Genomic DNA, 15,292 nt, shown 5'->3' on the forward strand with positions numbered 1-15,292 from the left:
TAGTTATAAATAAAGAGGGAGGAGTCAGGAGGGAAGAGGGGGAAAAAGAAGGTATAAACAGGAGAAAGTTTTTTGATCGCGGAGCGGAACGAAGTTCTATCCCTAATTATCTGGACATGATATAATTTACCAATCAGAAGGCATGGCTTCTAACGATTCCTCTTTAACATTTTTTATCTGTTTTTTTGTCTATTGACAGCTATTAAGTATTTTTTCATCACCAATCTCAGGGTTAATTTTTCATCTGACTGATAACTGAATCCTTACATGACATACATCAAAAATTAAGTTCTTTAATCACTCAATTTATCTATAACATTATTTTTTGAAAATGCTATAATTTAGTCTTTTGAGGTTAAAAGTAAGGATAATAGCTATAACTACTACTAAAAGCTAGTAGTAGTCCATCAGAACTTTTTCTTTGGTCAACTAAGAAGAAACGAAGTAACCGAGATTTATCACATTGGGTAGATCGGCGAATAACTCGGTCTATGGATAAGCGGGGAACTATCAAAATTATATAGTTTGATTTGTAAGTATACTTCTAGCAATTCTACAATCTTCATGTATTTTAGCTTTCAGTAAATCTAGAGAAGCAAATTTTTGTTCGGGTCGCAAAAACTCTATTAAATTTACAGTTAAAGTTTGACCATATAAATCTCCAGACCAGTCTAATAAGTGAACTTCTACAGTTGGCTGTAAACCATTTAATGTAGGGCGACAACCAACATTCATCACACCTAAGTAGGGGCGATCGCCAGAAAATATTTCTTGGGGTTGCTTCTGTCGAGAAAAATAGACTTCTACAGCATAAACCCCAAAACGAGGCAAAAATTTTTGTGGTGGTAGCTGAAGATTTGCTGTAGGAAATCCTAATGTTCTACCTAATTGTTGCCCCTGGACTACTTGACCAACTAAACTGTAGGGGCGACCTAACAAACGATTTGATTTCTTCAGGTCTCCTTCTTCTAAAGCTTTACGAATTATAGAACTGCTAATACGTTCTCCATTTTCACAAGTATATAGAGGTACAATTGTTACACCTATATTGTAATTAGCAGCGATCGCCTGTAAATCTTTTGCATCTCCTGATCTCTTGCGTCCAAAACGGAAATCCCATCCTACACTTACTCTATCTGCTTGTAAGTGTTTTACCAGAATTTCTTCTACAAATTGAATAGGAGTTAAATCTGCCAATTCTTGATTAAATGGCAATAATACCACTTGTTCAACTCCAATTTGTTGGAAAAGAGCTAATTTTTCTGCTATTGGAGCCAACAATTTTTTTGGTTTTCCACTAAAAAACTCTTGGGGATGAGGATTAAAAGTAACAACCGTGGAATAAATTTTTTGCCCTTGCTCATCATCATTATTACCCAATTCACTTTGGCAATGCCATGATGAGAGTTTTAACTCTGGATGAAACAATTGCAGCTTTTTGCCTTCATCTACTTCTGTAGCTGTCGCCAATTCAGATGGACAGACATAAAGTAACTTTGATCTGCCCTTTAAGTTTAAAATCGGTTCAATTACTTGCCAGTGTCCTCGATGTAAACCATCAAAGTTTCCCAAGGCAACTGTAGTTGGAGTTAGAGCCGTAGCTAAAGAAGAAGTTATCCACACACCTTATATTTTCATTTATTTAATCATCTTTTACCACATTTAGTTTTTTTTGTCTAATTTTTTTGTTAGTTTACTAACAAAATTCAAATTAAGCAGAAATTTTAACTTCTTTTACAGTATTTACTTCTGAATTATTTTTTTGACCATTGCCAGGAGGAATTAATTGAATTGATAGACCTTCTCTTGCCATCAAACTATTAGGAAATTTTTCAGCTACTTGCTCTCCCACCTTATCTAAAAATTCATCATTGTGCAGGGGGTCATGGTGAAAAATCACCAATTTTTTGACTTGAGCTGCTTTAGCAATTTTTACAGCCTCCTGCCAAGTAGAATGGCCCCAGCCTATTTTACTAGATTTTTCCGAGTAATATTCTTCATCTGTATAGGTTGCGTCGTAGATTAACACATCTGCTTGACGAGCCAAAAATAAAACATTTTCATCAAGACGATCGGGAAAATGTTCTGTGTCTGAAACATAAGCTGCAGAATATCCTTGCCAGTTGACACGATATCCTACTGCTTCTCCTGGATGGTTAAGCAAAGCATTTTCGATAAGTACATCATCAATTTTAATTGACTTACCTATTTCCAGATCGAAAAATTTGAGTTCAGCACCCATAATTTGCAGAGGTACCGGAAAATTAGGGTTGAGCATCTGGTCATTAAGTCTTTGTTGAATAGTAGCTCCATTAGGAGCAACTGGCCCATATATACGGAAACGATTACTTTTAACAAAGGCAGGTGCAAAAAAGGGAAAACCTTGAATGTGGTCCCAGTGGGAGTGAGTGAATAACATATGGGCATCTATTGGCATTTGAGACAGAAGGGATTGACCCAAAACTCGTAGGCCAGTACCACCATCAAAGATGAAGCGATGTCCACCAACTCGCATTTCTAAACAAGGTGTGTTGCCTCCATATCTGACTGTTTCTGTGCCTGGGCAAGCAATACTGCCTCTTACGCCCCAAAATTGAATTGTGAATTGATTTTGTTTAACCGACATGAGTTTTATCGCAGAATTTCTTCAGTGAGTCCATCAAGGAGATTTTATTGATGAGTCAAGTTTTTGCCACTAAATGGCTTAGCCTTAAGAATAAATATGTATACTTAAATAGTATTTTAACTGTTATCTTCCTTGACATACTCCCGACATCAAATCACAGATTATGATGCGGGATTCTTATCATTGATAATTCTACGCTCATAAAGACAACTTAGATTAGCAATATTGCTATCACGTGCTCCAGAGGTCTGACTCTCCCCTAGCTTTCAGGTTTACCCCAGTTTCCGTTAGCGCAGCTCCTCTGCAAGAGGCAGTTCTGCAGGAAAGGAGGCGTACCCCTCGGTACTTTTGACTATTACTCCTAGCATTTCTAATCCCTTTGCTAGAATCTTCCTGGCTGCCTTGTGGTCACGGTCTGGAATATACTTGCAATGCGGAAATTTGTGAGTTCTTACTGAGAGTGATTTTTTGACAGTTTGAGGACAATTTGAACACTTGCTAGTTGTGAACAAAGCTTTTGCAAGTCATTGCGCAAGAGGTTTTTATTATCCATCCAATAACGCAAACAACTGTTTCTGATGAACTGACCTGTAACAATCATTTCATCTAAGACTTTGTAATAGAGTTGTCGCTAAATAGAGGGAAAAAATCACTCAAACCTAGACAGAGCAATAATTCTGGGTACTTTTATTTGCTAATAGTTATAATCCTTACAGGACAAGGCTTTCGGGAATTTTTAAGCTTATAAAGCGACAAGTCTAATGATTTTGACTGCCTTTTGGTTTAGCCTCAATTACTAGCAATTTATGATTAACTCCTTAGTTAGATTTATATGGGGGTAAACTATTAATATTTGTACATCATTGTAGCATTGAACCACAATAATATACTCATTATTCATCCAGGCACGCCTATCAAAGATTATAGTGTTGGCCTTCTGATGATTTCAGGTAATTTACTATCATTGAGGCACTAATTTCACTCACTTTGTTTTGATTAGGTATGTTCAATAATTAATAATTAACAATTAATAATTAATAATTACCTCTTCTTATAACAGATAGGATTTGCGCTCAAGGAATTTTTTTTCTTGTCTTGGTCGATTGTATATGGCGCACTTCAGAGCGGTTCTACATTGAGAGTGAAACCTCGCCATCCCATCCTAGTGCCGTGTCAAGACTAAAATTGTGGGTGTTTGAGCGAGCAACCTAGAAGACCTATCCCTCAACCCTTCTCCTGTGAGCATAGAGGACTGCTCCCCGTTCCCTTGCAGGGAAGGGGGTTGGGGGGTTAGGTTTTTTAACCCACATTTTCAAGCTTGACACGCCACTAGGTCATGCTCCGCGATTCAAGTCGCTCCGCTTTAATGCGCGTTATGCGGGGTGCTAAACTACCGCTCTCTTGGTCGATTGGATATGGCTAGGTTTCCTCAGGATCTCTCGAGCGCTTTTTCTCCATGAATGGAGAGGCTTTATACCTGAATTTTTCAGTAATAGTATCAGCTTGGGAATATTGAAAAGGCCACATTTTGGGATAGTGTTTATGGTTCTAGTTTACCCCTTGCAAGAATAAGATTAGCAAGTATTTTGGTGAGAATTAGGTTAGTTTGGCAATGGTGGAATCTCAGGTTATTTCTAGCAGTTGACCTTGTTTTTGACTCAATTTTAATCAAGCCTCTGACTGTTTCAATTTAGTTTGACCCTCAACTAGAATTATTAATTGTTTCTAGTGGTTTGTTTCATTAGTTCTGAAGGGTTGTAATTTGTCACAACAACTTATTATTTATAATTTAATAATTTGCTTACCCATCAAAATTAATGAAAAGGACTACTAGTGGTTTGTTTCATTAGTTCTGAAGGGTTGTAATTTGTCACAACAACTTATTATTTATAATTTAATAATTTGCTTACCCATCAAAATTAATGAAAAGGACTACTAGTACGGTGTCTAGACTAAAATGATGAGTCAATAATTTAATAATGTTTATTTCACAAGTTTATTAGCAATTGCCTTTTAATATTTTTGGTTAATCTAAAGCTCCTGGAATTGATATTACCTTCACAAAGTATAGCAACCTTAAATGATTTTAAGATTTACGCAAGGACACTATATTTATAAGTATTTAGCAATAAAAATGAAGGAGGGAGCAGATTTGTTGTGGATAGCTAAGGCGATCTTATTTGCTTTCCCCAATAGTTTTAATTCTAGCTCAGTATCTCAATTTGCGGTTTTCATTAATATAGACCACAATCAGAAGATATGTAACTTTTTAAAGTTTACCCATATTTATATTGTTTCTGTTAGCCAAATTAAATATTGCCTATAACTAATTAGGTTGTGGTGTACAATTAGTAATATTTTCAGAAAAAGTCAAGCAGGCTGGTAATTACTATTCCTTGAAAAGGAGGAAATTATAACATAAAAATGTTCCCTAATTTCTACCTGAATCACGAGTGAGCATCAAATGACTACAAGTAATTATAGTTTTCTAACAAATTACCAAGTCACCCGATCGCTTAATTTGTCTAACATTTTAGGTCCAATTCCAGATACTCGATCTAGGTCTGCTAAAGATGTAAAGGGTTTATTTTTTCGAGCTTTAATAATTCGCTCTGCTAATTTAGGTCCGACGCCAGGCAATGTTTCTAATTCTTCAGCACTAGAAGTATTTAGATTAATTTTCTTGTTAGTATCTATTACCGAAGTTTCAGTTTCTGTTAATCGATCACCACATTCTTGTTTTTGTATCTCAACTTTTTTCATCAACCAGGATGGTATACCCATAGTTGCTGTTTGATAAAGTCTTTGAAATTCACGGTCAAAATGAGCTGCTACTGTGGAATTTTCTATTACTAATAAAGTTTCATCATTGTTCTGATTAGCTGCTTCAGTCCAATTATGAGAACCAGTAATTACAATGGAATTATCAATAATTCCAAATTTGTGATGGAGGCGATCGCCAGGAGGTAAGTTAGGTACGCCTACTGTAGATATTGGTTTTTGCCAAGTACGATTATCAGTTTCATATTTACATTTATTTGCTAGGGCAATTCCCATCATATCTAATCCTTCACTATAGTAACGATAAGCAAAACTAGGGTCAATTAAACCTTGGATTAAGACTCCTTGTAGGGATTTATTTTCTAGGGTATTAACTAATGGTTGTGATGAAAATACAAATAGGGATAAATTAATAGATGTTTGTGCTTTTTCTAATGTTTGATTAATTAAACCATTGACACTTTTTTGCCAAGATTGACTATTAGAAATAGGAGAAAATTTTACTGCAACTTTTGTATCGCCAACCAATACTTGCTTCACAGATCTAAATGGTTTTTTTACGCCAAATTTACTATCTGGTTTACCTCCAGGACCATCTCCCCATAAGATATTAAATTCTTCTGTGAATAGTTCAGCTAATTCAAAACTTTCTATTTTTAAAAGATTATTAGCATTTCCTCGACTCAGGGGTTCTGAAAAATCCCCATGAATACCACTGGTAGTAAAATTAGCCGACGTAACAATAATAGTTTGACCATCCACAACTAGAAATTTGTGGTGCATCAGACCACTACCCTTAGAACCATCAGCAGTATCATCAATCAAGGGAACTCCTGCATTACTTAAAATTATTAGAGCATCTCTACGATTAATTTCATCTTGACTAATATCACCATCCATGTTAATGTCAGCCATCTGAATAAATTCATTGTAGCGATTGCGCTCTCGTTCAGACATTTGAGCGACCTCAGATGGACTAAAACTTCTCCAGGGACGATTGTAGGTATTTTCAATAATAACTCGCACTTTCACCCCAGCTTGATACCGTTCGGCCAAAGCTTGAGCAATGGCTGGTAAACGTAACTCTTGAACCGCCACATCTACACTAGAAGTAGCATCAGCAATAGTATTAACAATTATTTCTTCGAGATTTTCTCCCAGTCGGGTTTGCTGACGTAGGGGTTCAGTATATCTTGAAGCTTGGGATTGATTAAAGTAAGATTTAATTAAGGGGTCTTGTGGCAATGGGGATACAGGAGGAACCAACTGCTGAGGTTGATTCAGACAAGCAGTTAGGCTAAAAGCCAATAGTAAAACATAGCCAAAGCACTGTTGAATAGAAGAAAATGGTACTGATATTAGCAAAGTCAATAACCTATTACTTCATCTAAAAAAAATTGCTCTAAAACGTAAACGCAAGAGCAATTTAATTATAGTACCCACCAGAGCGGTTAGAACATTCTCGCACTTCTCAAATTTATTCGTGCTGCTTTCTTTAACTTCTAACTTCTAACTTCTAACTTCTGACTTAAATTATATAGGCTTCCTGACAAAGTATGATCTATAGTAAGCTACGGTGTGGGCTGTAGGTTAAATATTTCTCAATGTTAATTCTACCGAAATTTGAGCAAGTAATGAATTTTTAGGATTGTGCCATAATAGCCGATAATTTAAAGTTATAGTTAACTTAAATTTTGCTTTCTGTAGAGATGTTTTCTGTATTGTCCATTTGCTATGCTATTGAGAAGTAAGAATGATAGCCAAAACTGAGAGAACCTAGTGAGAACTAACTTTGCTGTTTTATGCCGAAAAGAAAAAGGACTTTTCCGTGTGGCCATAAAGGATATGGGAGAAAATGCCATCGCTGTGAACAAGAGCAAATGGTACAGCAAAGAGTTGACGAACAAATAGCGGAAAAACGAGAGAAAAAGTTAGAGTGGGAAGCTTCCTTCGATGGTGATTTGATAGACTTGAAGGGTCTACCAGACTATGTAGTAGTTAAAGCTAGAACAATTATTTCTGGATTAAATAATCATCAAAGCTATCGGGAATTTGGAGGTAAACGACTCCGCCACAATCGTTTTATTGTGAGTATACCTGTTACCCGAAACTATAGAATGATTTGTCAAGATTATGGGAGTTTTGTTGTACCACAGAAGGTGATGTCCCATGAAGATTATAATGTTTGTAAACCTAAGTAGTTGGTGCCACTACGGGGTAGTAAAAAGGTAAAAGTATTGATTAATAAGGCTCCGAGTATTTTGTAACTAGTGGATTATTTCCAAAGTTCTACATTAGTAATTGTTTGGAATTGAAAAGTCAAAGGTTCAGCACCATTACAAAATTGTTTATCTATCCTAATTTGATGTGAGCCATACAGTATAATAAATTCATTCTGATAAAATGTGTAATTAATTTTGTCTACCTGCTTAGAAGTATCAGAGAATATTTGAGAAGTTTAAAAGTATATATAGCATTTACATTTATTGAGCAATTCAACCATCAGATATAATAGGGAAGAATGGAAAGTAATCAGAGAATTTTTATTGTAGATAAAAATGAAAATATACTTTCAAAACTTATATGGAAACCCTATATATTGCAAATTTTCAAGTTGACATAAATAATTAAATAAAAATTAGTAATTTGGGCAATTATTAAGCTAAAATAAATCTCCATAAAAAACGATAAAATTATGGAATAAGACCTACTCATTCAGAATAGGTAAAGTCGGAGTAATTCAGTTTTATCTGAACCAAAATTCAAAAATTGATCTAGAGTTATTGCCTGACTAAAATTTAATTTTTGGAGATATTTAAAACCAAATAAGTATAGCGCTACGCAAATAGGTTAGGACATTTATAAATCCTCAAATCCTTTGATAGTCTCCTGTTCCCTGTTCCCTGTTCCCTATTCCCTAGCGCGTAGCGCTATAACTATAATTTCGACAAAATTAGCATAAGAAAACAAACCGACAAAAATGATGCAAATTTATCTAGACTATAGTGCCACAACACCAACAAGACCAGAAGCGATCGCTTTTATGCAGCAAGTTTTTACCCAACAATGGGGTAATCCATCTAGCTTACATACATGGGGCCAAAGGTCGGCAACATTAGTGGAAAGGGCAAGAATAAAAGTAGCAAATCTTCTTAATACAGTCCCAGAATCAATTATTTTTACTTCTGGGGGAACAGAAGCTGATAATATGGCAATAATGGGTGTAGCACGTTGCTATGGAAAACCCCAACATATAATTATCTCTAGTGTAGAACATTCTGCTATTTCAGAACCAGCAAAAATGCTAGAAAACTGGGGTTGGCAAGTGACAAGATTACCTGTGGATAGACAAGGAAGGGTAAATCCTCAACAACTACAAGCTGCATTACAACCGAATACAGTTTTAGTTTCAATAATTTATGGCCAAAGTGAAGTTGGCACTCTCCAATCTATTGCAGAATTAGGTAATATTTGTCGTTCTCATGGGGTTTTGTTTCATACTGATGCAGTTCAGGTGGTTGGGCGTTTACCAGTAGATGTACAAAAACTGCCAGTAGATTTGTTGTCTTTATCTAGTCATAAGATTTATGGTCCTCAAGGTGCAGGGGCACTTTATATACGAGAGGGTGTGGAGTTAGTCCCTTTATTGGGTGGTGGAGGCCAAGAGATGAAGTTACGTTCTGGTACTCAAGCAGTAGCAGCGATCGCTGGTTTTGGTTTAGCGGCAGAATTAGCTAATGAAGAGATAGCTACAGAAACATCAAGGTTGATTAGGTTACGCGATCGCTTATTTGCAGAGATGGCAGATAGCCCTTATGTAATTTGTACTGGCGATCGATTACATAGATTACCTCATCATGTTAGTTTTTGTATTGTGCCTCCGGAAGGTGAAACAGGTGATAAGGTTACTGGTAAAACTCTAGTGCGACAATTGAACTTAGCTGGAATTGGTATTAGTGCTGGTTCAGCTTGTCATAGTGGTAAAATAGCTCCGAGTCCGATATTATTGGCAATGGGATATACTGAAGATGTGGCTATTAGGGGTATTCGTTTAACATTGGGACGAGAAACAACGGAAGCTGATATTGATTGGACGGCGATGGTACTGAAGCAAATTTTAGCAAGACTGATGCCTCAGAGATTAGCCGTTTCTAATTGCTAATATTTGGAATAGGGAACACAAAAAAACTTCAATTTTTTACACCACTACCTAAATTTGAAATATGAACAGAGAATTCAAGATTTAAGAGAGTGGATAATAGGAAATAGTAGGAGGTATACCGTTTCACGGAAGTCAGAAGTCAAAAGTCAGAAGTCATAAGTGACATTTGAATGGCTTAAAAGTTTGATTATACAGTAACTTCACCTTATTATTTCACATTATCAATTCCCAACTATTTGTGAAATTTTTAAAGTGGATTGGTATAATAGCAAAGTTGTGAGCAAAAGAAAAAATTCTCATCTAGTTTCATAACTAATACCATTTTGGAAAAAGAATGTTACGAATAATAAGGACTATTAAAAGACTTTATTAAAAATGTATATTTGACGAAAAATATAAATTAAGACAGAAAAAAAAGTATCAAAACTATTCATTCTGACTCCTGACTCCTAAAAAATATTCTAGCTATTTGTAGCAAAAATTTATAAATTTGGTATATTTTAGAAATGCTAGCTCTAAAAATAAACTAATTGGAAATAGATATTATTTGTCTAGTAGCTACAACTTTCCTAAACAGTAAAAAAAATAGTGTGTGGCAGATTATAAAAATATTATATAATTTGAGTGTTAATTTTCAATTGCAACTAAGATTGACAAAGAAAATTCAAGAGTTGTAGTCTTAAATTTCGGAGTAGATAAATTGAAAAGTCAACAACAAAGTTTACAAACATTAATATTAGCAACCGTCTTATCTGTAATATTGCTAATTGGCTTTAATTCGTTTGTAATTATTAATCCCGGTCAAGCGGGTGTTCTGAGTATCTTAGGTAAAGCTAGAGATGGAGCTTTGCTAGAAGGAATTCACTTTAAACCTCCTCTTGTTTCTGAGGTTGATATATATGATGTGACGGTGCAAAAGTTTGAAGTTCCTGGTCAAAGTTCGACAAAAGATTTACAACAATTATCTGCTAGTTTTGCCATTAACTTTCGCTTAGATCCAGTGCGGATAGTAAAAATTAGAAGAGAACAAGGCACTCTACAAAATTTGGTTGCTAAAGTAATTGCACCACAAACTCAAGAATCTTTTAAAATTGCTGCGGCTAGAAGAACTGTTGAAGAAGCTATTACAAAAAGGGTAGAATTAAAATCAGACTTTGATAATGCTTTAGGTTCTCGCTTGGAGAAATATGGAATCATTGTGTTAGATACTAGCGTGATCGATCTAACTTTTTCTCCTGAATTTGCTAGGGCAGTTGAAGATAAACAAATTGCGGAACAAAGAGCGCAAAGAGCAGTGTATATTGCTGAGGAAGCAGAGCAAGAAGCTGAAGCAGAAATTAATCGTGCTAAGGGTAAGGCAGAAGCTCAAAAACTATTAGCTGAAACATTAAAAGCACAAGGTGGTGAGTTAGTTTTACAAAAAGAAGCGATAGAAGCTTGGAAAAAAGGTGGTTCTCAAATGCCTAAAGTTTTAATTCTTGGTAGTGAAAAGTCTCAGAACGTTCCTTTTATTTTCAATCTTAGTAATATGGATGAAAATTAGTAGTTAAAATAAGGAATAAGGTAAGCAGAAGAGAGTATTTAGTGAGGAATTTGATTTGAACTGAATACTCTCAAATTTTGTCAGCCATCAGCAGAATCTTAACTATAGAAAACCTGAAATAATTTTGTTGAGTTAGGTATTTCTGCGTTAAGCTAGGGAAAGTTCAGTTATGAATGCTTAATTGCTAAATCAACCTCCCCTGAAGCCATACCTCCCTGACGATCTGAAAGTTCTATAAGGGTTTTCAGAATACTTAATTTGGCTCCTTTTCGTTCCTTAATAACTTCAAACTTACAGAAGAATTCTTTCGAGTTGATTACAGATTTATAAGTACTATCAAGCCTCGTAATATAAATATTACTAGGCCAAAACTTATAATACTCTTCTACAGTCATCTCCTGTAGACAAAGCAGTAATTTTTTTTTTGTAGCATAGGCAAGAGAAACAACCATAACTTGATTGTAACAAATTACAAATTCAACTGCATTGAAATGTCCTGTATCATCAATATAGCAAGATGATTCAATTGAGAATGTCCCCTCAACAATATAATTACTATCAGATTGTAATTTTCCCAAGGATAAAATAGATGCTTCCTGGAGATATACTGTTCCCTTGCTTGAATATGGCTTAGAGATTGTTTGTAAAGGAAATATAAAAAGGAGATAGGGAACAGGGAACAGGGAACAGGGAACAGGGAACAGGGAATAGGGAATAGGGAATAGGGAATAAGGAGGAAGAAATCAAGACAAATATTTGTCGCTTAAAAATCTAGGAATATATGTACTGAATACTTCTCTACCTACCAAATTTCAATCTCTTGAAGTATTACCGCTTTTAGATTTTAGTCACTCGCATGTTCTCTTAATACTTATTTTACAAACAGTCTCTTAAGTGCTTTGATCAGGTAATCATTGTCTATTTTTTGTAAATATTCCTTTTGTATCATTGTTTTAACTCAGTTAGGACATTAACGACATTACTAAATTTACCATTGTTTTTATTCAACAGAAAGCATGATATAACTTCTAAATTATGACTTCAATAAAGCGTATTCCTTTGTTGATAATTTCTCCCTAAATCTCTAATAGCTTCCTGCAAAGTTTCCACTTCCATACAAGTACCTCCAACAGCACCTGCCATTGTTGTAATATGTTCTTCCATTAAGGTACCACCAATATCATTACAACCCCACGTTAATGCCTCCTTGGCTCCATCTAAACCAATTTTTACCCAACTCGGTTGATGATTAATAATCCAATTTCCTAAGAATATTCTCGATACCGCCGTTAACAATAAAACATCCAACAAAATAGGTTGGTCTCGCCCCACCCTCCGACGCAAAGGTGCAGGTGCTTCTTGCCCCACAAATGGTAATAAAATAAACTCTGTTATTCTTGCTGGATAATCTTTTTCAATGGCAGTTTGTTGGAGAAAACGCAATCTCTCTAAATGTAAAATCTGTTGTTGAGGGGTTTCAATATGACCGCACAACATGGTACTTGTAGTTGACATTCCCAACCGATGCGCCGTACCTACTATTTCTAACCAGGTCGCCGTGTCAATTTTTTCCGGGCAAATAACTCGCCTCACTGCATCATCCAAAACTTCCGCAGCAGTACCTGGCATCGATCCCACCCCCGCATCCCGCAAAGCAGCAATTACATATTCATAACTCACCCCATCTTCCCTAGCAATAAACTGCACCTCTTGGGGAGAAAAAGCGTGTAAATGTAATTGGGGAAACTCATCCTTAATACCTTTTACCAGTTGCAAATAATAAGGTAAAGATTTTCCAGCAACTTTAGCTTGAAGATTTAATCCTCCTTGCATACAAATTTCTGTCGCTCCACGTTGCACCGCATCATTAGCTTTTTCTAAAATTTGATTGATATCTAACCAAAATGCACCAGCATCCCCCTCGTCTCGACGAAATGCACAAAAACTACAATGTTGTTCGCAGATATTGGTGAAATTTATATTACGGTTGATAATGTAAGTTACTGTATCACCTGCTTGTTGTTGTCGGAGTTGGTCTGCCGTTTTCTGGATAGCGGTTATTTCTGGTGGAAGTTTGGTTAAAGTAAGTTTCCCAAAATTTTGTTGAGTAGTTGGAGATAATAATAAAAGTGTCTCTGCTGGGGATAGGTCGTAACCTTCGAGAGCGCGATTTAAAATTGTCTCTAAGTTTAAATCTAGGTTTTGGTTTGTCAAATTGAAAGTAGTCATGTTTATCTGGTAAAAGGTGAGAGTAAGAACGTTTATAGCAGTTTTCAATTAAGCAAACCACAGTAGTAGGGAGTCTACACTAAAATTGTGGGTTGTTTGCTTAAGACCTCTCCCCCGACCCCTCTCCTGCAAGGAGAGGGGGGACTGTTCTCCCCCAACGCTAGTAGGAAAGGGGGTTGAGGGGTTAGGTTTTTTTCAACCTACATTTTAAAGCTAGACGCGCTAGTAGGGATTTTCTATTGAAGGTCTCTACAGGTTTTTGGTTGTGAGGATGTAGTCCATCAATCAGCAAAAGCGCTGTAATCAGAAAATAATCAACTTCTGGCACAGGAGTTTACAGAGTCAGTTGTTACTTTTGCAGGTTTGGATAGCGATCGCTACTTGCCTGCGCTTGACCAATTTTATTGACTCTATTCAATCTCTCTTTTATTTTTTAAGTATTGTTTCCAGACAGGATTAAGAGTAAATACTGTCAAGTTATTCTCTGACTGCCTATCTAATAATAATCGTTTTTTTAGGGATTGAATTAAGTTTACAGATTCCTGAATAGATAGTTGTAATTTGTTAATTATTTCTCCTATTGAAATAGGTTTGCTTTGGTTGGCAATTTGCTCCATAACTTTTATTTCCACAGAAGATAAACGTTGCAATTGTTGTTCTAATTCTGTTTGTAATGCTTCTGGTAAAATTAGGGTTTCATATTCCAGAAATTCTGCTACTTGAGCGCCAAATAATTCTTGAATTGTTGTTGCTACCATCTCTAACCATCGGGGATTTCCTTGATAATTATTAATCAATTTTTCCCAGGATTCTCGATTTGCTAATTGGCGTTTTTGGCAGATTTCATTTGCAGCAGCTCCTAAGCTTCCTAAAATCAAGGTTCGTACTGGATAATTTTCTGTTTCTAATTTGGTAATTTCTGGAATTTTTTCTCTACTTATTAATAGCAAACAACTCTGATGGGAGACTGTGACAAGTAGTTGAAAAAAATCTCGATAATCTTCATAACCAGATTTGTATTGACCTGAAAGTTTTCCTGTAGCAAATAATTTTTGTACGTCATCAAATATGATGCAGCAACGATATTTTTCTAGGTATTTTTGTAGTTGTGATAATAGAGTTTCGATATTGTCTGAAGTTTCTATTTCTGGTGCAAAAATTTCCAGGAGGTTAGTGATAGTTGTGGTGAGGGTGGGAGAAAAGCGGAGAGTCCGATAAATGATGTAATTAAAATTAGTTTTGATTTGCTGGATTAACTTTAGAGAAAGGGTCGTTTTGCCAATGCCACTTATTCCTAAAAGAGATATGACACGGAGGCGATCGCTCACTATCCATTTTGATAAGGTAGAAAGTTCCTCTGTGCGACCATAAAAGTTGATAATTTCTGGTGCTTTGTCTAGGTTGATAATATGTTGAGTTGGTGTTTGTTGAGAGTTGGTTTTTGTTGGGGAAGCGCGAGAGTTTGACGGACAGATATTAATGTTACTTGTTACGTTATCTCTACAAAAAACAGGTGCAAAATTGTAAATACTTGCATTTTCTAATATTGTTCTAAAATTTGTTTTGGTAATATTTTCACCCAGTACTTCTGATAAAGTTTTCCATAATTTAGCACCGATATACCTAACATGAGTTTCACTAGCATAAGTTTCCTCAGCAATTTTTTTGTAAGTCTGACCTTCTAAAGTGCGTTGCAATATAGTTTTTTGCATATAGTCTAAATTTTCTCCAGTATGGTCATAAATTAGCTCTTCAGCTAACTTCAAAACTTCTTGAATATCCATAGATTCGGAAATGTTAGGAATTTTAGGAATTATAGCAAACAAATCGTATATTTCCTACAAATCCTACAAACAAATTGAGAGAAAATTTCTCACAATTCCTACTGACAAAGCCAGAATTGATCGGGAAAAATGGAGTATTAGGACATTGACAAATAAACTAATCCACA

Annotated in this window: 10 protein-coding genes; 3 read left to right on the forward strand and 7 right to left on the reverse strand. The window is 35.6% G+C overall.

Going from position 1 to position 15,292, the window contains the following annotated elements; translation table 11 throughout:
• Positions 1 to 516: 516 nt before the first annotated feature.
• The 4 genes from ACP6PM_RS12220 to ACP6PM_RS12235 form a co-directional block, all read right to left on the reverse strand.
• Positions 517 to 1,623 (reverse strand): bifunctional riboflavin kinase/FAD synthetase, encoded by a 1,107-nt coding sequence (locus tag ACP6PM_RS12220; protein WP_426584930.1) that lies wholly within the window; start codon positions 1,621 to 1,623, stop codon positions 517 to 519.
• Positions 1,624 to 1,711: 88 nt separating this feature from the next.
• Complete coding sequence (locus ACP6PM_RS12225) at positions 1,712 to 2,626, reverse strand: MBL fold metallo-hydrolase (protein WP_426584931.1); 915 nt, start codon at positions 2,624 to 2,626, stop codon at positions 1,712 to 1,714.
• Between the two features lie 287 nt (positions 2,627 to 2,913).
• Positions 2,914 to 3,138 (reverse strand): zinc ribbon domain-containing protein, encoded by a 225-nt coding sequence (locus ACP6PM_RS12230; RefSeq protein WP_426584933.1) that lies wholly within the window; start codon positions 3,136 to 3,138, stop codon positions 2,914 to 2,916.
• 1,984 nt (positions 3,139 to 5,122) lie between these two features.
• A complete protein-coding gene (locus ACP6PM_RS12235; protein WP_426584935.1) occupies positions 5,123 to 6,772 on the reverse strand; it encodes a DUF655 domain-containing protein in 1,650 nt (549 codons plus the stop codon).
• A gap of 437 nt (positions 6,773 to 7,209) precedes the next feature.
• Here ACP6PM_RS12235 and ACP6PM_RS12240 point away from each other — a divergent pair, with 437 nt between their 5' ends.
• From ACP6PM_RS12240 to ACP6PM_RS12250, 3 genes are all read left to right on the forward strand, one after another.
• Positions 7,210 to 7,608, forward strand: coding sequence for a DUF7682 family zinc-binding protein (locus tag ACP6PM_RS12240; RefSeq protein ID WP_426584937.1), 399 nt, complete (start codon positions 7,210 to 7,212; stop codon positions 7,606 to 7,608).
• Between the two features lie 782 nt (positions 7,609 to 8,390).
• A complete protein-coding gene (locus ACP6PM_RS12245) occupies positions 8,391 to 9,569 on the forward strand; it encodes a cysteine desulfurase family protein (protein ID WP_426584986.1) in 1,179 nt (392 codons plus the stop codon).
• A 700-nt stretch (positions 9,570 to 10,269) separates the two neighbouring features.
• A complete protein-coding gene (locus ACP6PM_RS12250; protein ID WP_426584939.1) occupies positions 10,270 to 11,112 on the forward strand; it encodes a prohibitin family protein in 843 nt (280 codons plus the stop codon).
• Positions 11,113 to 11,279: 167 nt separating this feature from the next.
• Here the strand turns inward: ACP6PM_RS12250 and ACP6PM_RS12255 are convergent, their stop codons facing one another.
• The 3 genes from ACP6PM_RS12255 to ACP6PM_RS12265 form a co-directional block, all read right to left on the reverse strand.
• Positions 11,280 to 11,828 carry an FcoT family thioesterase gene (locus tag ACP6PM_RS12255; protein WP_426584987.1) on the reverse strand — a complete coding sequence of 183 codons (549 nt, stop codon included), beginning with the start codon at positions 11,826 to 11,828 and terminating at the stop codon, positions 11,280 to 11,282.
• Between the two features lie 325 nt (positions 11,829 to 12,153).
• The gene (gene cofH, locus ACP6PM_RS12260; protein ID WP_426584941.1) at positions 12,154 to 13,341 is read right to left on the reverse strand and encodes a 7,8-didemethyl-8-hydroxy-5-deazariboflavin synthase subunit CofH; all 1,188 of its coding nucleotides are present in this window, start codon (positions 13,339 to 13,341) and stop codon (positions 12,154 to 12,156) included.
• 410 nt (positions 13,342 to 13,751) lie between these two features.
• Complete coding sequence (locus tag ACP6PM_RS12265) at positions 13,752 to 15,167, reverse strand: helix-turn-helix domain-containing protein (protein ID WP_426584943.1); 1,416 nt, start codon at positions 15,165 to 15,167, stop codon at positions 13,752 to 13,754.
• Positions 15,168 to 15,292: the final 125 nt, after the last annotated feature.

The sequence above is a fragment of the Dapis brunnea BLCC-M229 genome (assembly GCF_050015995.1).
Lineage (GTDB): Bacteria > Cyanobacteriota > Cyanobacteriia > Cyanobacteriales > Microcoleaceae > Trichodesmium.

What these genes read in the sequence shown, in the direction of transcription:
- ACP6PM_RS12225 (WP_426584931.1), bottom strand. Translation starts at nt 2,626, where the DNA reads ATGTCGGTTAAACAAAATCAATTCACAATTCAATTTTGGGGCGTAAGA.
- ACP6PM_RS12240 (WP_426584937.1), top strand. Translation starts at nt 7,210, where the DNA reads ATGCCGAAAAGAAAAAGGACTTTTCCGTGTGGCCATAAAGGATATGGG.
- ACP6PM_RS12245 (WP_426584986.1), top strand. Translation starts at nt 8,391, where the DNA reads ATGCAAATTTATCTAGACTATAGTGCCACAACACCAACAAGACCAGAA.
- cofH (WP_426584941.1), bottom strand. Translation starts at nt 13,341, where the DNA reads ATGACTACTTTCAATTTGACAAACCAAAACCTAGATTTAAACTTAGAG.